Annotated in this window: 19 protein-coding genes and 1 pseudogene; 12 read left to right on the top strand and 8 right to left on the bottom strand. The window is 58.6% G+C overall.

The genetic code is table 11. The annotated features are described in order from the left end of the window. Positions 1-7 precede the first annotated feature (7 nt). Positions 8-916, bottom strand: coding sequence for a WYL domain-containing protein (locus tag NPS58_RS09365; protein ID WP_042919484.1), 909 nt, complete (start codon positions 914-916; stop codon positions 8-10). A gap of 279 nt (positions 917-1195) precedes the next feature. On the opposite strand from NPS58_RS09365, the gene NPS58_RS09360 reads away from it, so the two are divergent. From NPS58_RS09360 to NPS58_RS09345, 4 genes are all read left to right on the top strand, one after another. Further along, positions 1196-2086, top strand: a complete 891-nt coding sequence (locus NPS58_RS09360; protein WP_255849427.1) for a LysR family transcriptional regulator — start codon at positions 1196-1198, stop codon at positions 2084-2086. Between the two features lie 134 nt (positions 2087-2220). After that, positions 2221-2538 carry a helix-turn-helix domain-containing protein gene (locus tag NPS58_RS09355; protein ID WP_023464296.1) on the top strand — a complete coding sequence of 106 codons (318 nt, stop codon included), beginning with the start codon at positions 2221-2223 and terminating at the stop codon, positions 2536-2538. Continuing rightward, on the top strand, positions 2531-3562 hold the full coding sequence (locus NPS58_RS09350) for an AAA family ATPase (protein WP_042919486.1): 1032 nt from the start codon (positions 2531-2533) through the stop codon (positions 3560-3562). Before NPS58_RS09355 ends, NPS58_RS09350 begins: the two co-directional genes overlap by 8 nt. Then, the gene (locus NPS58_RS09345) at positions 3540-6053 is read left to right on the top strand and encodes a S8 family peptidase (RefSeq protein ID WP_034004688.1); all 2514 of its coding nucleotides are present in this window, start codon (positions 3540-3542) and stop codon (positions 6051-6053) included. The genes NPS58_RS09350 and NPS58_RS09345 overlap by 23 nt, the downstream gene beginning before the upstream one ends. 98 nt (positions 6054-6151) lie before the next feature. Here NPS58_RS09345 and NPS58_RS09340 read toward each other — a convergent pair whose 3' ends face one another. Further along, the gene (locus NPS58_RS09340) at positions 6152-6457 is read right to left on the bottom strand and encodes a helix-turn-helix domain-containing protein (protein ID WP_003158903.1); all 306 of its coding nucleotides are present in this window, start codon (positions 6455-6457) and stop codon (positions 6152-6154) included. 254 nt (positions 6458-6711) lie between these two features. Here NPS58_RS09340 and NPS58_RS09335 point away from each other — a divergent pair. Beyond that, positions 6712-6877: pseudogene (locus tag NPS58_RS09335) on the top strand (IS481 family transposase); the annotation flags it as partial. Between the two features lie 5 nt (positions 6878-6882). Here the strand turns inward: NPS58_RS09335 and NPS58_RS09330 are convergent. The 4 genes from NPS58_RS09330 to NPS58_RS09315 form a co-directional block, all read right to left on the bottom strand. After that, positions 6883-7503, bottom strand: coding sequence for a LysE family translocator (locus NPS58_RS09330; protein WP_034055845.1), 621 nt, complete (start codon positions 7501-7503; stop codon positions 6883-6885). Positions 7504-7572: 69 nt separating this feature from the next. Beyond that, entirely contained in the window at positions 7573-8097 is a 525-nt protein-coding gene (locus NPS58_RS09325) for a hypothetical protein (protein ID WP_228022254.1), read from the bottom strand. Between the two features lie 13 nt (positions 8098-8110). Then, on the bottom strand, positions 8111-8533 hold the full coding sequence (locus NPS58_RS09320; protein WP_034055847.1) for a DUF2000 domain-containing protein: 423 nt from the start codon (positions 8531-8533) through the stop codon (positions 8111-8113). Between the two features lie 32 nt (positions 8534-8565). Continuing rightward, positions 8566-8928: a Dabb family protein gene (locus NPS58_RS09315; protein ID WP_034055849.1), complete on the bottom strand. Its 363-nt coding sequence runs from the start codon at positions 8926-8928 to the stop codon at positions 8566-8568. A gap of 224 nt (positions 8929-9152) precedes the next feature. Between NPS58_RS09315 and NPS58_RS09310 the strand changes: the two genes are divergently transcribed. Beyond that, entirely contained in the window at positions 9153-9638 is a 486-nt protein-coding gene (locus tag NPS58_RS09310; RefSeq protein ID WP_034055851.1) for an Lrp/AsnC family transcriptional regulator, read from the top strand. A 147-nt stretch (positions 9639-9785) separates the two neighbouring features. Here NPS58_RS09310 and NPS58_RS09305 read toward each other — a convergent pair whose 3' ends face one another. Continuing rightward, positions 9786-10856, bottom strand: a complete 1071-nt coding sequence (locus NPS58_RS09305; RefSeq protein ID WP_068585684.1) for a hypothetical protein — start codon at positions 10854-10856, stop codon at positions 9786-9788. 113 nt (positions 10857-10969) lie between these two features. Here NPS58_RS09305 and NPS58_RS09300 point away from each other — a divergent pair, with 113 nt between their 5' ends. The 4 genes from NPS58_RS09300 to NPS58_RS09285 all read left to right on the top strand — a co-directional run bounded on the left by NPS58_RS09300 (position 10970) and on the right by NPS58_RS09285 (position 15014). Then, the gene (locus NPS58_RS09300; protein WP_068585687.1) at positions 10970-11275 is read left to right on the top strand and encodes a hypothetical protein; all 306 of its coding nucleotides are present in this window, start codon (positions 10970-10972) and stop codon (positions 11273-11275) included. Positions 11276-11540: 265 nt separating this feature from the next. Continuing rightward, positions 11541-13085, top strand: a complete 1545-nt coding sequence (gene istA, locus NPS58_RS09295; protein ID WP_052169361.1) for an IS21 family transposase — start codon at positions 11541-11543, stop codon at positions 13083-13085. Then, entirely contained in the window at positions 13082-13822 is a 741-nt protein-coding gene (gene istB, locus NPS58_RS09290; protein WP_034055855.1) for an IS21-like element helper ATPase IstB, read from the top strand. Before istA ends, istB begins: the two co-directional genes overlap by 4 nt. Before the next feature lie 163 nt (positions 13823-13985). Beyond that, entirely contained in the window at positions 13986-15014 is a 1029-nt protein-coding gene (locus NPS58_RS09285) for an IS30-like element ISShes10 family transposase (protein ID WP_011711660.1), read from the top strand. On the opposite strand, the gene NPS58_RS09280 is transcribed toward NPS58_RS09285, so the two are convergent. Beyond that, a complete protein-coding gene (locus tag NPS58_RS09280; protein ID WP_425313039.1) occupies positions 14932-16278 on the bottom strand; it encodes an ISL3 family transposase in 1347 nt (448 codons plus the stop codon). The genes NPS58_RS09285 and NPS58_RS09280 overlap by 83 nt on opposite strands. 131 nt (positions 16279-16409) lie before the next feature. Between NPS58_RS09280 and dsrO the strand changes: the two genes are divergently transcribed. Together dsrO and nrfD are read left to right on the top strand one after the other, a co-directional pair. Beyond that, the gene (dsrO, locus tag NPS58_RS09275) at positions 16410-17180 is read left to right on the top strand and encodes a sulfate reduction electron transfer complex DsrMKJOP subunit DsrO (protein ID WP_034054928.1); all 771 of its coding nucleotides are present in this window, start codon (positions 16410-16412) and stop codon (positions 17178-17180) included. 10 nt (positions 17181-17190) lie between these two features. After that, a complete protein-coding gene (nrfD, locus tag NPS58_RS09270) occupies positions 17191-18228 on the top strand; it encodes an NrfD/PsrC family molybdoenzyme membrane anchor subunit (RefSeq protein ID WP_034054929.1) in 1038 nt (345 codons plus the stop codon). The last annotated feature ends 15 nt before the right edge of the window (positions 18229-18243 follow it).

The following is an 18243-nucleotide window of genomic DNA, read 5'->3' as shown; positions in this document are numbered from 1 at the left end:
CTTCCGTTCAGTCATCAATCGACGTTTCTGCGCTTGGCGGCGCATACCCCGGCGCCAGCACCGCATTGCGCACGCCGTAGATCGCCAGATGGTCTTTCAACCAAAGCCGGTACTCCGGGCCGCGCAGGCGATGGTCGGGGGAACAGTCCACACTCCATTTGCGCAGGATGTAGCCCGCCGTGGCGGCGCGCAGCTTCATGTGCAGCGCACCACCCTGCATGCCGTAGTCCATTTCGGTGATTTCTGGCCGAGGCTGGTCGGGATGAGGGACCAGCTCCAGCTCGACAATCCGGGTCCACTGGATGTCTTGATCGCTCATCTCGTGGGACTCTACGGGCTGCCCCTTGCGCACCACAGGGCGCTTGATCCGGGTGAGGACGAAATCGCGGAACTCCTGCGATTTGCGGTCGAAGGCGCGCACGTGCCAGCGCAGGCCGTTGTCGATCAGCGCGAACGGGACGATCTCCCGCGCGGTGCGACCGCTGGAGATGGAGTGGTACTCGATGCCGAGCGGGCACTCGTAATGAATGGCCCGAGTGACGCTCGCCAAGATTGCCAGGTCAGGGTGAGTGAGCCGGGACGGGCTCTCGCTGGCCACCCACGCCTTGATGTGCATCGGTTCACCGTCGCCAAACCCCTGGGTCAGCCACGACAACACCCGCTCGGGTGGGAAATCGAAGATCGGCTGGAAGCTCGAACCCAGGACGTAGAACTTGCCTTTGCCGTCGTAGTCGATATTGCCCGGAGCCAAGTCCTTGTACAGCGCCAGATCCCTGGACGCGGCAGCGGACTGGGTACCAAAACGCGCGACCAAGTCCTGGCGGCGCATCTCCCCAATGAAGCGCAGACGCAATTCCACGAACGCGAGGCGGTCACGCTGTGGCTGGGTGAGATCGGCAAGCTGTTGGTGGGGCATCCTGACTGGCTCGTTCGGGTTAGCGAATGCTCGTGTAAATTTCTGCAGAAAGTATATGGTCTGTGTGGAGAGACGTCTATAAATCCAAGTTGATTCACTAGTTAGCTGCATTATGATAACCATTTTTGAGGCGCAAATGAGTGATCCGGCGTGGACTGGCAGGCGCTTCAGTCCAGCGCAGCGCGCCAGGAGTGACGTGGACTGGACGTGCATCCAGCAGGTCACTGCGGACGAGAGCTGGTGCGAATAGATCGCTGATACGGAACAGGAGCACGACCCATGGAACTGCGACACCTTCGCTGCTTTGTGGCTCTCGCAGAAGAGCTGCACTTCACACGGGCCGCAGAGCGCCTGCATATCGAACAGCCACCCTTGTCCCGCGCCATCAAAGAGCTTGAGGATGATCTGGGTGTGGTGCTCTTCGAGCGCAACCGCCGAGGCACGGTACTGACCGAGGCGGGAGCAACGTTCCTGCAAGGTGTGCGCAGAGTGTTCGCCGTCCTCAAACAGGCTCAGGAGAACGTACAGGCGGTCGCTGCGGGCCTGAGCGGAAGCCTTCGCATTGCCGTATCCGACGGTGCAATCGATCCCAGGCTGTCGGCCCTCCTGGCCCGCTGCCGCGAGGAAGAGCCGGAGATCGAGATTCGCCTGTCGGAAGTGCCGTTAGCCGATCAGTTGCGTGGTTTGCGCTCAGGCGACTTCTCGATCGGGTTTGCGCACACGGCGGAGGTCGGCGACGGCATCGTTACCGAGCCACTCTGGCACGATCCGCTGGTGGTTGCCGTGCCCGCCCGGCATCCTTTGCTTTCACACAAGGCTGTTCCGCTGCATCAGCTTGCGATCTACCCACTGGTCTTATGCGATCCGCAGGTATGCGAAGGCTACTATCGTGAACTGGCGCGGCTGCTGCGGCCTTTGGAGCGTCCACCCGACGTCGCCGAGCACGTGTCGTCATTGGACATGATGCTCACCCTGGTCGGTGCCGGCTACGGGGTAGGCTTCATCACCGAAACCAGGATCGCGGCGAGCCTGCGCCCCGACGTGGTGATCCGCCCTCTGGCCATGGATTCCGCAGTCATCACGACCTACTTGCTACGGCCCGCCGGCGAGGACTCGCCGGTGTCGGTGGAGCGATTCATCGCGCGCCTGCGCGCGCACTCGGACGATTGATCCGCAGCGGCCAGGACTGGCTGCCTGAAGCCTGCCAGTGCGGTATCCGGAGGAGAAGTCTCGTCAATAATGTTCACTGGTGGTAAAATTCCAGGGTACTTACGCTCGTCGCAACCCGTGAGAAAGCAAGCGCCATGAATGTTGGACAAGCCATTCGACTGTGCCGAACGCAACGGGGCGTCTCTCAAAGCACCATTGCGAACCGAGCCAATTGCTCCGTGTCGTACTTGTCGATGCTTGAGAACAATAAGCGCGACCCGACACTTTCGACGGTTACAAGAATTGCCGAGGCATTGCATGTGCCTGTCGGCCTGCTGTTCGTTCTGGCTGCCGACCAAAGCGAACTGGGTGCGATAGACGAGCACGTCGCCGATCAGTTAATGCAGTCTGCGCTGGCATCACTGGGAGCATCGGCCAACATGACAGCGCAGGTGGGAGGCCACTATGGCTAATGCCGAACAACTCAAGGCGTTGGTGAAATCCCATATCGAGCGGGATGACCAGCATTTCTATTCTGTTGCCATGCAGGTCGCGGCCCGTGAAGCGAAGGTAGGTCACGGCAAGCTTGCCGAAGAACTCCGCGACATGATCGACGCGGCAAAAGCCCGTGTCTCGCCGAGTGGCCCCGAGGGCAAACTGGTGCCGTTGGCCCGTCCTCGCGGTGAGCTGGCAAACTTGCTGACGGTTTCCTATCCGAAGAATCGTCTGTCGGACATGGTGCTCGATGCGGAGATGGCCGAACAACTTGGTCGCATCATGAAAGAGCAGAGGCATCATTTGCGCATCCGCGAGCATGGCCTGTCGCCGAGACGCAAACTGCTGCTGGTCGGGCCTCCGGGCACCGGCAAGACGATGACCGCCTCTGTGTTGGCCGGTGAACTTGGCATTCCGCTGTTCTCCGTTCGACTGGATGCACTGATCACCAAGTTCATGGGGGAGACCGCCGCCAAGCTGCGTCAAATATTCGATGCCATCAATGATGTGCGAGGCGTCTACTTCTTTGACGAATTCGACGCCATCGGCTCACAAAGAGGGCTGGCCAATGACGTGGGTGAGATTCGGCGGGTACTGAACAGTTTTCTGCAAATGATCGAGAGCGACCAATCTCATAGCTTGATCGTTGCAGCAACGAACCATGTTGAGATCCTTGACTACGCGCTTTTTCGCCGATTTGATGACGTGATCGAGTATCGGCTCCCGAGCGCGCCGCAGGCCACCAAGCTGATCCAGTCGCGGCTTGGGAAGTTCGCGCCCAAGCCCTTTCCGCTCAAGGCCATCACAGCCAAGGCAGAAGGCTTGAGCTACGCGGAGATCAGACGTGCCGTAGATGAATCCATCAAGGAAGCCGTGATGCACGACGAGGAGCGCGTAAAAGCAGATGTGCTGACACGTGCTTTCGATGAGCGCCGCAAATTGAACCTCAGAATGAACAACAAGAAGGTCGCACCGAGCAATGCCGGATCAACTACAAGCTAAGCGCCCACATTTCATTCTTCGAGACACATCTCAAGCCGTCGAGTTCAAAGCGCACTCTGCTGGCGGTGGATCGACACGCAGCGTGCCGACGTTGCCCCGGCAGCAGCACGGTGCATCCCTTCGCGACCAGGTTGAAAACTTGAAGCCCGCTGCAGCAGAGGCGGTGCAAGGTCAGCGAGACCTGCAACTGGAAAGCGGGTTGGGCTTGCAAATCCAGTTTTCCAGCCAACCTGATGTCGAGTTGGCATTCGAGAGCTTGGCGAACGAAACCAGGAACATTGAACTTCTCAGTGTTCGCCGCGAAGGCAACCAGACCTTCGCCAATGTCTTCGTTCCTGATGGAAAGCTGGCGCACTTCGAGAAATACATATCCGACTATCTGGAGGAGAAGAAGGACAGTCGCGGTCAAGCGCGCGATCACCGGAAGCTGTTGGATGCCATCGAATCCATCCGAACTGCAGAAATCAGGGCTCTGTGGACTGACGCTCCCGAACTGCTGCCTGACGATCTTGCGACCGCCTTCTGGTGGGAGGTATGGCTTCCGGTTCGAGGGGCGGGGCAGCGGCAAGTCGTTGTAGAGGACTTCAAGAAGCTTGCTCGATTGGCGGAATGTGTCGTCAGTGACAAGCAGGTCAATTTTCCCGAACGCACGGTGTTGTTGATGTATGGGTCGCAGCAGCAGTTCTCGCGGTCGGTGATGACGCTGAACTGTGTCGCTGAACTTCGCTACGCCAAGGAGACGGCCGAGTTCTTCGACGGCATGGGCATCAGTGAACAACGGGAGTGGGCGGACGACTTGCTGCGTCGCGCCCAGTTGAGGCCATCAGGCGACACCGCTCCGCGAGTCTGCTTATTGGATTCCGGCGTGACGCGCGCGCATCCGCTCTTGGAGCCGTTGATGGATGCGAGCGATTTGCATACCGTGGAGCCGGCCTGGGGCGTGGATGATGAGGCCAATCATGGCACTGGCTTGGCGGGCTTGGCTGCCTATGGCGATCTCACAGACGCCCTGGCGTCTGCGGATTCGATCAACGTCCCTCATCGGCTGGAGTCAGTCAAGCTGATACCGGCGGAAGGTGCGAATGAAGGCGATGCGCGCCACCATGCTTACCTTTTCATGGAAGGCGTTGCGCGGCCTGAAATCTCCGCTCCGAATCGGTCGCGCGTGTTCGCTTCGGCGGTGACAGCCTCGGACTACCGTGATCGTGGTCGTCCTTCCTCGTGGTCTGCTGCCGTCGATAGCCTTGCTGCGGATACCGATGGGGTCGGTGAAAGCCCGCGTCTGTTCGTGCTGTCCGCCGGCAACACGCGCGACCCCAATGCATGGGCGGGGTATCCAGATAGCCTTTCCACCAATCTCGTGCATGACCCTGGCCAGGCATGGAACGCGATCACGGTGGGCGCTTTTACCGACAAGATCGACACGGAAGGTCATCCTTCCTTGAAGCCCGTTGCCGAAGCCGGCGGCCTCAGCCCTTTCACGACAACAACCAGGACGTGGGATCGCGCATGGCCCTTGAAACCCGAAGTGGTGCTGGAAGGAGGCAATGCAGCCAAGGATGAGCTGGGGGCGGTAGGCATGGCCAGCCTGAACTTGTTGACGACCCATAACCAGCCGTTGGATCGCTTGTTCACTACCAGCAATGCCACCAGTGCCGCATCGGCATTGTGCGCGGGAATGGCGGCGCAGATCATGGCGGCCTATCCGCACCTCCGACCTGAAACCGTGCGTGCGTTGCTGGTACATTCGGCGCAATGGAGCGAGGCCATGCGGGGGATGTTCTTGCCCGCAGCGCCCAACAAGGACGACTACGTTCACCTGATTCGCCATTGCGGCTGGGGAACCCCGGACTTGAACCGCGCGCTCTGGAGTGCGGGAGACTCGCTGACCCTACTGGTTGAAGACGTGGTGCATCCTTATGCAAAGGTTCAGGGCAAGGGCATCGTGACGCGCGACATGAATCTGCACTCCTTGCCTTGGCCGAAGGATGAGTTGGAGGCGTTGCAGGACACGCCCGTCGAGATGCGCATCACGCTCTCCTACTTCATCGAACCCAATCCATCAGCGCGTGGTGTTGCATCAAAGTATCACTACCCTTCGCATCGCCTGCGATTTGATGTGCAGCGTCCGCTTGATGCATCCACCGAGAATTTTGTCGCACGGGTGAATGCGGCAGCGCAGCGCGAGGATGAGGGTGACCCTGTGAACCCCTCAGATCCCAATTGGCTGTTGGGCGAACGGCAGCGGCATCGTGGTTCGCTGCATCAGGATGTCTGGAAAGGTACGGCGGCTGACTTGGCCAGCCGTGGCTTCATTGCTGTGTATCCTTCGGCTGGGTGGTGGCGGACACGGCCTGCGCTGGAACGTTATGGCCTGCCGGCGCGATATAGCTTGGTGGTATCCATTCAGACCCAGCAGACGGACGTTGATCTTTACGCTGCTATTTCCCAGAAAATCCCTGTGGCTAATGTTGTGGTTGTCGATACGTAAGAGGCATTCCAGTGTTCCGCTGTCGGGCTAAGCACCCGCCCGGCGCCGTTGGCTGCGACAGCTTGCGCTGCCAATATCCGAAAAGACACTTACGACCGCTATGCCGAATCTTGCGGCTCACTGCCCGCGCTGAGGTTCTTTTCAGTCGCGGCCATCAATTCGCTGGCGCTTATCCCGAGTGCGGCAGCGATTTTCAGTATCAAAGGCAGCGTCGGCACATGCTCCCCGCGTTCGATCTTGCCCATGTGCGAACGCGATATTCCCGCCTGATACGCAAAATCGTCTTGAGCGACCCCCTGCGCGACGCGAGCGGCACGCACGGCCCGCCCGAAAGCTAATGCTGGTTCGGATTCATATGTGGGTGTGCCAGGTGGACGACCTGGCTGAATAGTAAGCTTCTGCATCAACAGAAGCGTCAAACAATCCTCTTAAATTAACCACGTTAAACATATAGACGTTAAACTTCTCTCTTTACTTGCGTAATTGCATCCACTTGACCACCTAATTGCATTCGACTTGGGCAGTCAATTGCAATGCTCCTGATCACCAAATTGCGTTGACGCCGCCCCTGGCGGTTGCAGGAGTTGAGTGCAGCCGCGAGGCGTAGTCCCAACTTGTAGTGGTGCATCATCCCCGAGTCGCCAATAGGAGGATGCCCATGGGAAGTATTCTTCACGGTTGTTCCCGCACGACCCCGCGTGTCCGAGCCGAGTTCCATGGCGTCGATAGAGAGTACCCGAGTCCTTGCCACCCACTACTGACTGAATCCAAAGACGGTGGACAAGTGGAGGAGGCGGATCACAACGGCCGACACTCCGATGGGAACCAATCAGCGAATCAACATTGATGCCGCTGCAGCCACCATGATTGTCGCCGCGCCGCGGAATAACTGCTGTTGAGCACGTTGACCCGACAGCAAGTGCCGGATACGCATGGCAGCGAAAATGAACAACGCTCCGACACTCAGCAACACCAGAATGGTCAGCGGTACCAGCACCAGTGCCCAGGTCTGTAACGAGACCGTCTCCAAATTAATCGCCAGCGGCAGAAGTGCCAGATAAAAAGCGATGGTCTTCGGGTTGCCTAGGGTAATGGTCAGTCCGGATATTGCCGCCGACAGTAGTTCCTTCCTCTTCGCGGGCTTGCCCACTTCTATAGCTTGGTGGTTGGCGAACCAGAACTGCCAAGCCAGATAGCAGAGATACAGTGCTGCTCCCCAGCGAACCAGTTGAAACAGCGCGTTGAAGTGTTCAGCGATCATTGCTAGACCAAAGACTGCGAACGACAGATAGGTCAAGTCACCTAGGATCAATCCAAGCAGCAGGCAAAAGCCCGATAATGTGCCACCGCTAACGCTCCGCGCTACCAGCGCTGCCATACCGGGGCCGGGAATTGCGGCGGCAATACCCAGCGCCACTGAATAGGTAAGTACTTGTGTCAAATCGAGCATGTCACGCTCCTCAAGTAATTTATTGGTGTATGGAGACTCACGACTCCGCACGCAAGACTACCCACGACTTCAACGGGAGGCGGTGGCCCATCGCCTGACGACTTCAAACGTATCGCCGGTAGAGTGCAACTCCGTAGGGCCCATGACGCCGACAATATGTTGCTGACCGTGGGCACGAAACAACTCGCCGTAACGAAGTATCAGTGGCGTGTTATTGAATATCGAATCCTGTTCGTTACGCGGGCAGGGTGTCGCCGCACCAGTAGTACCCGTGGTTTCGTAGTAGACCCAGGATTTCTGCAGTGGCGCGGCGGCTATGTCATGACCCGCTTCGCGCAAATCGTTCTTTGTAGTGAATGGCAGCTTGCGGAATACATCCCAGTCGAGCGAATCTATGGCGCTGGAGGATAGAGAAAGCAGTTTATCTCGATAAAAGGGAGAGCCTGCCTTTACATACCTGAGTGTGTGCTTGAGGCGTTCGAGTTGGATGCCATTCAGCTCTTCTGCTGCAATATCACCACGCTCAAACAAGACATGTTGCTGATAAACGGTGCGAGCCAACTCCAGAAGCTCAGGTTTGAATAAAGCGTACACGACAACCTCCTTGTCATTTGAGCAGCGGAAGATTCCCTGTCAACTTGCTAATTTTTTTCTGCGGTCCGATTAGCCCAATGGCAACTAGTTCGATGCCCGAGCTGTCGGTGCCAGAGATACGGGCCTCATACTCCTGATAAGTTTTGCAGGATTGCGCCAAGGCACTGAATGGCATGGTGTGGATTTCCTCATCCGTCAGCGCCCTCTCTTGGAGAGACTGCAAATGCTCGTTGCTGGTGAGCAGAATCGGCAACGGCGCGTAGATGACGCCTGGGTAATTCACATTGTCACGGCTTTGCATATCCGGCCCGACCAAGCCACTCACCGAACGCCCTAGACTGACGCCGATGACGCTGGCCGCATTGGCGGCATGTCCGACCCCCAATGCGCTGTCGACTACGATTACACACTTGTGAATAGTTGCATCGAAATTCATTGAATTCTCCACGCTCATTAAAAAGTCTTTAACTATTCAAACTGCGTCAGACTTGAGTCGGCCCAGTCATTGATAAGTCCGAAAAATTTAGTAGTGTCACTTTCAATGTCAAGATCGACCACTTGCCAGCTGGCAATTTTCTGCCACTTCGATACACCTTGCTGGTGATTGGGGTGAATCAGAAATGCAGACAGCGCATCCTGATTATCAAATAAACCCATCACCGCAAAGTCCACAGCTCTATTGCGCGGGCTGATATTTCTTCCGCAAGCCCAGCCCAGTATTTCTCTGATATGAAGTGGATGCTGGCGTGTCGACGCCTCAGCATCGATCACTTCATCGTCACACCATTGAAAGGGCTCGTGAAACTTGAAGAAGACAAGATGCAGGATCATTTTTCATCCTTGAATTGACCATGGAAATGGCGACCAATCTAGTTGCCTGGTATAGGCTCAGAATATTGAGTCGCAAAATAATGGCGCCGAGATTAATGCAACTTTTTATGTTCAGAAGTTGGAAAAATGCTACGCCCTTTGATTGGGAAAAAAATTTCTATTTCAATTGCCTGCAAAATCGAAAAGGGTAGAATCTTCCCATTTCTCATGGACGGGTGGAATTTATGACCGAGCAAGCGCTAAATCTGACGGATGTCAGAATCCTTACTGCCCTGCAGCAGGACGGCAGGATCACCAACCAGACCCTGGCCGACCACATTGGTATGTCTGCTTCGCCCTGCTGGCGTAGGGTCAGGCAGTTGGAGGAACATCGCTTCATCCAGGGTTACAGGGCGGTGCTTGACCGGCGCAAGATCGGGCTGGGAGTCATGGTGTTCATACGGATTAACATCGATCGCCACAGTGAAGCCGAGGCAAGGAAATTCGAGCAGGAGGTCATGCAGCTGGAGGATGTTGTGGCGTGCTACAGCATCGGCGGCGACGCCGACTTCCTCCTGCAGGTAGTGGCGCGTGATCTCGATTCGTTTGCTGACTTCGCCATGACCGTTATTCGGCAGTTACCGGGCATCAAGGAAATGCAGAGTATGTTCGTGCTCAAAGAGATCAAACCCTTCTTATCGTTCCCGGTCAAACGCCCCCACACGGGTTAATGTTGACTAGGTAGTGATGAACGCCTGTGCGTTTTAGCTTCGACGACGGAACGGCTCGACTCGCTCGCAATGTAGTCCCATACGCGTAGCCGTCCAAGCTGCGTACTGCCCTTGGACTCATGGCACTATCAATAGCACGCAAGCAGGTCACCCAGGCGAGGTTGATGGGACAGCAGTTGTCTCCCGCCGCGGAATCAAGAGTTCAGGCGGCGGGAAGGGCTCTGGCTGGACGGAGTTAATGCTGCTCCACCCCCATTGTCGCCAGCGCTCATCTTGTTCGAGCCGATGCATTATTTCCGCCGGCACATCGGTTCCCACGGGCATGTACTGGGGCGCCAGGGCATGCACCACATCGAAGCCCGTCATGCCAGCCAGTAACCGGCGCATGATGTGCACCCGCTGCAGCCAGGTCAGGCTGCGACGCCTGCCGTCGGTGGTTTGGTACACAATCAGATTGAGCGCTGCCGAGCATTCAAGCATGTCCTTTCCGCTCATGCAGAACCGCCGATGGGATGGCGAACCCAGCGGCAAAATGCGTTGTGCAAATAGCTTGAGCAGCGGCTCTGCCAGCTCCCTGTTTTGCCACTCGATACCCATGATTAACAGCACTGTATAAATGCTGTTTGCCAGGCGCTCTGCACTCTTATGGCCGCCCTGCGCGATGGCTTCTCGCAGCAGCCAGGTCAATGCCGCCAGAGCATCCAGGCTGGCAATGCGCTCCAGCTTTCTCATCAGCACGACGGTGACTCTGGCCCGCTGCCAGTAAACCTCGATACCACCGACGGGCTCGAACAGCACCGCCTGCACATCCGGCTTCAAGCGCTGCAGAAACGCCTCGCTTAGCGTGGTGCGGGATGGCTGATGTTTCAGGATGGCCCAAAGGGGATGCTGCAGCTCCTGCAATGAGCCTGGTACTTGGGCATCAATACGGGCTGCCAGCTTGGCCTGCGGGGTATGCCGGCCAGCCGCATAGCGCTGCCATTTGCAGCGGTTACTGGTGATCCCGTCCTGCTTGCGAAATGACTCCGGCTCGAAGTGCTGCTCGAGCTTATAGGCCGTAGCCAACCCGGTGCGGTGCCGCAGTCCTTCATACCAATACCGCACGCGCAAAACGTCAGCTTGATCGCGCTTGGCGGGCGGAGCTGCTCGGCGGTTTTTGTTTCGCATGCTCGCGCGAAAACTCACGAGCAGCGCATTGATGCGTTGAAATTCAGTCACTTAGCTTCATCCGGCGCGCACAAATACAGTAAAAGTTGGTTGAAAGGTTACGGCTCGTGCCGCCCCAGCGATTTCTCTACCATGATCCGTAACTACGCGAAACGGCGAGCGTCATGAACGAACAGAACCCTATCCAGCGTCTGGCTAATGAATTGGAGCATGGCTTGACGGCGCGCTATGGGGTGATGCTGGGCAGCAATGCCCTGTGGCGGGAATTGGGTTTTCGCTCGCCGGCCGCATTTCGCGTGGCGCTGTCGAGAGGGATGATCGATGTGCCGTTTTTTATACTGCCCAATCGACGTGGCAGGTTCGCGCTGGCGAAAGACATTGCCGCCTGGATTGCCTGTCAGCGCCACGCTGTGCAGAGCAACGAACCTGATGGTGCGTGCGATCAACCAATGCCATCGAGCGACGTCTGAGCACGTGCCCGACCACTGGATAACCTGAACAGCGAGGAGAAACACCATGAGCCCTGACTGATTCGTAGCGTTACAGGCCATGGAAATGCAAAAGGCCTGGGGATTGCGCCCCCAGGCCTTTCGAGAAACGTCAGGTTGAACCCCAGACGTTCTCATTCTGTGTTTCCCGGTGTCGGGCGTCAACCCGGCTGCCTGCCCATTCATCCATGAATTTGCATTGATCGTGACGGGCGAGGCGTAACCGCGCCTGTCGCGGGGAGAACCTATGAGATTGACCATTGATCAACTCCGGCAGGCCGTGCGCCATGCCTGCAACCCCTCGCTATCGCATCGGGCGGTGGCTCGTCTGGTGGGGATTTCACCCAATACCGTTCGCGGCCTGAGAGATCGGCTGAGCCAGCGGGGTGAGGATTGGGAACAGCTGCGCGACTTAGAAGATTCTGCCTTGCAGGCCCGTTTCAGCGCTGGCACAGAGGGCGGTAGTCGCCGAGCCACACCCAATTGGGCGAATATTCATGAACAACTGCAGCAACGGGACGTTACGCTGGATCTGCTCTGGCAAGAGTTCCGAGTGGGCGAGCCGGATAGCGTGTCCTATGCGCAGTTCACTCGCCTCTACCGGGCCTGGCGCAACCAGCAGAAAATCAGCATGCGGCAAATCCATAAACCCGGCGACAAGCTGTTTGTGGATTTCTGCGGACGCACCATGCCCATCGTCAATCAAGACACCGGGGAGGTCTCCAAAGCGCAAGTTTTCGTCGGCACCCTGGGGGCCTCGGGCTACCTGTTCGCCACGGCCGTGGCCAGCCAAACCGTAGCCGACTGGCTGCACTGCCATCGTCTTGCTCTGGAGCATCTCGCTGGTGTGCCGCGCTATGTAGTGCCGGATAACCTGAAGGCGGCGGTACTCCGAAGTGGCAAAGAGCACATTCAGCTGAACCCTGCCTACCAGGAGTTCGCCGAGCATTATGGATTCAGCATTCATCCCGCTCGGCCCCGGCGCCCGCAGGACAAGTCCTTGGCTGAGATTGGCGTGCAGATCGTGCAACGCTGGGTGTTGGCGCGCCTGCGCAACCACACCTTCTTTTCGCTGGAAGAGCTGAATGAGCGCCTCGACTATTGGATGGCGCGTCTGAATGAGCGCACGACCAGAACCTACCCGAAAAACCGACTGGTTCGCTTTCAGGAGCTGGATGCCCCGGAACTCCAGAGCCTCCCGGCAGAGCCTTATGCCTATAGCCAGTGGCGCTACCAAATCCGGGTGGCCAGCGATTACCACCTGGAGCACAGCGGTCACCACTACTCGGTACCGTTTCAATACATCCACCTGCTGGTGGATATCCGGGTCAACAGTGATCGCTTGATGGTGTTTCATCAGCGGCGCCAGATTGCCAGTCATACCCTGGCTCAAGGAGTTGGCGTTACCACGGTGCCGGAGCACCTGCCGCCCCAGCACCGTCATCAGCGGGACACCCAGCCAGAAGCCTTGCTGGCTTGGGCCGAGTCCATCGGTCCAGCCACGTATGACTATGCACGGCGCAACCTGGAAGAGCGCCCGGACTTTGCCAATGGCTTGAAGGCTGTGATTGCCTTGCAGCGTGATACCCGCAAGGAACAACTGCATGACCGCCTAGAGTCCGCCTGCGCTTACGCGCTGGAGCTGAACTGCCTGGGCTACGGCCGCCTGAGGTCAATCCTGCGCAGCGGCGCAGATCGCACCCGACCAGCAGCAGCGGATAGTCCCGTGATTGAGCACGCCAACCTGCGCGGTGCGGCCTATTACATTACCCAACCTGGAGAAACTGCATGACTGCCGCCAATACCACTCAACGGCTGGTCGAATTGGGATTGCGTGGCATGGCCATGGCCTACGAGCGTCAGCGTGATCAGCCGGCCATCCAGACCCAAGCCTTCGATGTGCGGCTCGGCGATCTGCTGGATTTCGAAGCCGCGGAGCGCGACACCCGTAAGATTGGGCGCTACCTCAAGGCGGCCAAGTTGCGCTTCAGCCAGGCAGCCCTTGAGGATGTTGAATATAGAAGTGATCGTGGGCTGGATCACAGCCAGGTCATGGCGTTGGCGGAAGGCGAGTGGATTCGGCGTAAGCAGAATCTGATCCTTACGGGAGCCACCGGTACTGGCAAGAGCTGGCTCGCCTGCGCCTTCGGCAACCAGGCCTGTCGCCAAGGCTTTACTACCTACTACTGCACCTCCACACGGCTATTTGAAGACATCGCCCGTTCGCATGCCGATGGCTCTCTGCCCAAGTTGCGACGACAGCTGATCAAGACTCAATTGCTGATCATCGATGACCTGGGCATTGGCGGAATCGAGAAGCACCTCGGGCCTGCATTGCTGGAAATTATCGATCAGCAATCAATGAACGGTGCACTGCTGTTGACCAGCCAGTTCCCGACGGAGAAATGGTACGACCTGTTTGGTGACCCAACCATCGCTGATGCCATTCTGGATCGCATCGTTCATCGCGCGCACATGCTGCCACTGAGTGGCGAGTCGATGCGTAAGCGCAAAGGGAAGAAACTCTGACGTCATCCGCCACTTGCAACCCTAAGGGGCTCTTCGCATTTAAGGGTGTAGCTGATTTCTAAACCCTCCTGACTTCAGCAAGCACCTGGCTATGTAATTGGTTAAATTTGGCGGCCGCAAAACTGAGTGCAACACCTGACCTTTCCGGTACGGTGCTGCCACTATGTCCTATCACGAACTCAGTATCCCCGAACGTGCGACCCTTCAACTCGGCCTTGCCCAAGGTTTCAGCCAGCGGCGAATTGCCCGGATGCTCGGCCGCTCCCCCTCGACCATCAGCCGGGAGCTGCGCCGCAACCGGGCCCCTGGCACCCGCTACCAGGCCTGTGCTGCCCAGCAGCAGATGCAGGTCCGCCGCCAGGTCTGCAGGCCTCAGTGCAAGCTGCTGCCGGGCAGTGAGCGCTTCGAGCTGGTCGTCCATATGCTGCGTGAGGGTTTGTCTCCCGAGCAGATTGCCGGCAAGCTGCGCAGCATGAACATACCCAGCCTCAGAGAGGCCTACGTCTGCCGCGAGACGATCTATAACGCGATCTACGCCCTGCCGGTCGGTGGCCTGCGCAAGGAGCTGATCATCTGCCTGCGCCAGGGCAAGACGAGTCGCAGGCCGCGCTCTGGCGGCGTCGATCGGCGCGGCCAGATCCCTGAAATGCTCAGCATCCACGTGCGCCCGCCGGAGGTCGAAGACCGGCTGATGCCAGGCCATTGGGAGGGCGACCTGATCAAGGGCAAGGCCAATGCCTCGGCGGTGGGCACCTTGGTGGAGCGTACCAGCGGCTACCTGATGCTGATCAAGATGGCCGACGCGACGGCGACCTCGGCGCTGGAGGGCTTCAGTGCGGCGCTCAATGGCATGCCGCTGGCGGTGCGCAAGAGCATGACCTACGACCAGGGCCGGGAGATGGCGCGGCACGCCGAGATCACCCAGCGGACCGGGGTGGCGATCTACTTCTGCGACCCGCACAGCCCCTGGCAACGCGGCAGCAATGAGAACATCAATGGACTGATCCGCCAGTACCTGCCCAAGGGCACGGACTTGTCGGTGCATAGTCAGGAAGCCCTGGACGCCATCGCTTTGCAACTGAATATGCGACCGCGCAAACGCTTCGACTTCAAATGCCCGATCGAGGTGATGGGCGAAGTGATGCAAGAAGCCGTGGTGATGCGGCATGATGCTCCCGCTTCAATTCAATAACCGTGTTGCACTCAGATCCTGCAACCGCCTTTCTAAAGCCCAAGGCGGTACCTCGTAAGTGCTCAAGTCGCCCGTTGATAGCTTCTGTTGGACCGTTGCTGGTTCCTGGCCGGTCGAAGTAGGCAAGGATGCTCTCAGCGTATTTTTTCAGCGTTTCCCCCAAGCCTTTCACCTCGATGAGCGCTTTGGGCAAGTCGCTGGCTGTAATGATATTTATGACCTCTTCCATGAGTTTTTTACCACGTTTTCGATCCGGCTCGTTGTAGGCGCTGACCACCCGTTGGTACATGCTCCAGGTGCAATCCACTTCGAGGTGGTGCTCATCTGCAAACAGCTGGAACAGTTGCTTTTTGTTGGCGTCAGACAGGTAGCTGATCCGAGTCAGTAGCGTTCGACGGCTTTTGTAGAGCGGGTCATTTTTACGCCCTCTGCGGCCCAGGATGTCGTGTTGCACACGCCGGCGGCATTCATCCAGCATGTTGCTTGCCCAGCGCACGACATGGAAAGGATCCAGCACGGTTTGGGCTTGAGGCAGGGCTTCTTGCGCTGCAGATTTAAACCCCGTAAAACCGTCCATGGCAATGCTTTCGATCTGGTCACGCCACGATTTGGGGCGACTCTGTAGCCATTGCTTAAAGGCTTGTTTGGAGCGGCCTTCCAGCACATCGAGCAAGCGGGCCGGCCCGTTTTTGTTACGCACGGGCGTAAGGTCAACCACGATGGTGACGTACTTGTCACCACAGCGTGTATGTCGCCAAACATGCTCATCCACGCCCAGCACGGTCACACCGTCAAAACGTGTCGAGTCATTAAAAAGCAGGCGCCGTCCTTCGTTGATAATGGCATTATTAGCGGTGTGCCATGCAACATCAAGCTGGCTCGCAACACGAGATACCGACAGATGATCCAGCACGATGGCAGCTAATGCCCAGCGTATCGCCCCATATGAAAGCTTTGAACGTGGAGGTGCTGCACTGTTTGTATCTTCATGCCAGAAACAGCCGCAAGCACAACGCCAGCGACGGATACGCAGCAGCAATCTGGTTGGTCGTTGTCCGTAAGGTGTGTGAGCAAGATGCCTATCGACAGTACCGCGTGAAACACCAGCAGCCCCGCACTTGGGGCATGGCTCGGGTGCTTTGGTTAAACGACATTCGATGACGGCGCGCTCTGCACAAAGATGTTGTCCAGTGGCAGTCAGGCCGAGGTTATTCAGTTGGCAAAAGCTGGAAAGATCAGGGCTAGAAAAGGTAAGATTGTTCACGTCGGGGGCTTAGTTTTTGTTGGTGTGAGAGCTTACATTTTCTAAGATCCTCGACTCCTTTTCCAGCCGGTCAGATTTTTTCTACACCCTTAAATGCGAAGAGCCCCTTTACTTGCTAACCGAGGGACGCCATGAGCAAGTCACCCTGTGATCAACCTCCATCCGCAGGCCGGCGCGGCCTGCTCAAGGATCTGCTGGGCCTGAGTGCCGCCGTGAGCCTGCTGCCCCTGGCCAGCACCGCCCAGGCCGGCATTGGCGACCAGCCGCCCCGGCGGCCGGGCATTGAGGGCAAGCGCTACGGCATGCTGGTGGACCTGCGCAAGTGCATCGGCTGCCAGGCCTGCACGGTGAGTTGTTCAGTGGAGAACCTGCCGCCGATCGGCCAGTTCCGCACCACAGTACTGCAGTACGAAGTCACCGAAACCCCCGACGCCCCCTCGGCACTGATCAACCTGCCGCGCTTGTGCAACCACTGCGATGAGCCGCCGTGCGTGCCGGTCTGTCCGGTGCAGGCCACCTTCCAGCGCACCGACGGCATCGTGCTGGTGGACAACGAGCGCTGCGTGGGCTGTGGCTACTGCGTGCAGGCTTGTCCTTACGACGCGCGCTTCATCAATCACGAAACCCAGACCGCCGACAAGTGCACCTTCTGCGAGCATCGCCTGGAGGTCGGCCTGCTGCCGGCCTGCGTGGAAAGCTGCGTGGGCGGGGCGCGCGTGATCGGCGACCTGAATGATCCGCAAAGCGAGATTTCCCGCCGGCTGGAAACCCACAAGGACGAGATTCGTGTCCTCAAGCCGGGGATGAACACCGACCCGCACGTGTACTACATCGGCCTGCCCGAGGCCTTCGTCAACGAAGTGGACGGCCAGGCGGGTATCCGTCTGATCGCCAAGCATTAAGGACGTTGCCATGCAGATCGTTGAGCTGCTGACCCCCGAGTACGAGGCTGCCTGGCTGCCCTGGGCGGTGCAATATTTCTTCTTCATCGGCATCGCCGCCACCACGGCGCTCACCGCCGCCGTCCTGGCATTCGGCAAGCCCGGCTCGCCCTCGGCGCGCCTGATGCCGGCGGCCGTGGTGGTGCTGCTGGTCACCGCCATCGCCGCGCCAGTGTCGCTACTGGCCGACCTGCACCAGCCGGGGCGCTTCTGGCACTTCTATGCGCATTTCACGCCCTGGTCGTGGATGTCCATTGGCGCCTACCTGCTGCCGCCGTTCGTGATGCTGGCCCTGGGTTTTTGCCTGCTGTGGTGGCTGCGCTGGGAACGCCCGCTGCGTCTTGTCGGCCTGGCCATGGCGCTGCTGGCGGTGGGCATCCTGGTCTATACCGGCGCCGAAGTGATGGTGGTGCGCGCCCGCCCGCTGTGGAACACGCTGCTGCTGCCGTGGAACTTCGCCGTCACCGGCTGGCTGGCCACGCTGGGCGCCATGCTTTTGGTCGGCCGCTGGCTGCCGGGCGGTCTGGCCGCCATGCCGCTGGAACTGCTGCGTCGCCTCGGCCTCAGTGCGCTGGCGCTGGTGGTGCTGGGCGCGCTGGTCTGGGTGGTGACCGGCAGTCTGGGCCTGGATCCGTCGTTCCCCGTGGCGCTGCGCCTGTTCGAGGACTTCCCGGTATGGCGCCTGAGCCTGCTCGGCGCGGTACTGAGCGGCTTGCTGTTGCTGGCCATGCTGGCCCGCCCCGCTGCGCGACTGGGCGGCGCCGGCTACTCGCTGCTGGTGGCGCTGGCCATGCTGGCTTCGGCCTGGGTGTTCCGCTGGGTGGTGTTCATGAGCGTGCAGGGCGTGCCCAAGTACGGTGCCGGCCTGTACCTGTACAGCATGCCGCTGGGCGGTGACGGACTGCTGGGCATTGCCGGCATGTTCGGCCTGTGTCTGGCGCTGCTGGTTGCCGTGGTATTCGTGCTGGAACGCTTTCCCTCTTTTAACCCGGCCCGGGCCGGTCACTGATCAGGAGTCGATGAC

The sequence above is a fragment of the Pseudomonas putida genome, from assembly GCF_028682455.1.
GTDB classification, from domain to species: domain Bacteria; phylum Pseudomonadota; class Gammaproteobacteria; order Pseudomonadales; family Pseudomonadaceae; genus Aquipseudomonas; species Aquipseudomonas putida_AA.
This window is presented reverse-complemented; position numbering and strand designations above follow the sequence as displayed.

Excerpts from the sequence above, each read along its gene's own strand:
- NPS58_RS09340 (WP_003158903.1), bottom strand. The coding sequence starts at position 6,457 with ATGCAGAAGCTTACTATTCAGCCAGGTCGTCCACCTGGCACACCCACA.
- NPS58_RS09330 (WP_034055845.1), bottom strand. The coding sequence starts at position 7,503 with ATGCTCGATTTGACACAAGTACTTACCTATTCAGTGGCGCTGGGTATT.
- nrfD (WP_034054929.1), top strand. The coding sequence starts at position 17,191 with ATGCAGATCGTTGAGCTGCTGACCCCCGAGTACGAGGCTGCCTGGCTG.
- NPS58_RS09355 (WP_023464296.1), top strand. The coding sequence starts at position 2,221 with ATGAATGTTGGACAAGCCATTCGACTGTGCCGAACGCAACGGGGCGTC.
- NPS58_RS09350 (WP_042919486.1), top strand. The coding sequence starts at position 2,531 with ATGGCTAATGCCGAACAACTCAAGGCGTTGGTGAAATCCCATATCGAG.
- dsrO (WP_034054928.1), top strand. The coding sequence starts at position 16,410 with ATGAGCAAGTCACCCTGTGATCAACCTCCATCCGCAGGCCGGCGCGGC.
- NPS58_RS09320 (WP_034055847.1), bottom strand. The coding sequence starts at position 8,533 with ATGAATTTCGATGCAACTATTCACAAGTGTGTAATCGTAGTCGACAGC.
- NPS58_RS09300 (WP_068585687.1), top strand. The coding sequence starts at position 10,970 with ATGAACGAACAGAACCCTATCCAGCGTCTGGCTAATGAATTGGAGCAT.
- istB (WP_034055855.1), top strand. The coding sequence starts at position 13,082 with ATGACTGCCGCCAATACCACTCAACGGCTGGTCGAATTGGGATTGCGT.
- NPS58_RS09310 (WP_034055851.1), top strand. The coding sequence starts at position 9,153 with ATGACCGAGCAAGCGCTAAATCTGACGGATGTCAGAATCCTTACTGCC.
- NPS58_RS09285 (WP_011711660.1), top strand. The coding sequence starts at position 13,986 with ATGTCCTATCACGAACTCAGTATCCCCGAACGTGCGACCCTTCAACTC.
- NPS58_RS09345 (WP_034004688.1), top strand. The coding sequence starts at position 3,540 with ATGCCGGATCAACTACAAGCTAAGCGCCCACATTTCATTCTTCGAGAC.
- istA (WP_052169361.1), top strand. The coding sequence starts at position 11,541 with ATGAGATTGACCATTGATCAACTCCGGCAGGCCGTGCGCCATGCCTGC.
- NPS58_RS09360 (WP_255849427.1), top strand. The coding sequence starts at position 1,196 with ATGGAACTGCGACACCTTCGCTGCTTTGTGGCTCTCGCAGAAGAGCTG.
- NPS58_RS09365 (WP_042919484.1), bottom strand. The coding sequence starts at position 916 with ATGCCCCACCAACAGCTTGCCGATCTCACCCAGCCACAGCGTGACCGC.
- NPS58_RS09315 (WP_034055849.1), bottom strand. The coding sequence starts at position 8,928 with ATGATCCTGCATCTTGTCTTCTTCAAGTTTCACGAGCCCTTTCAATGG.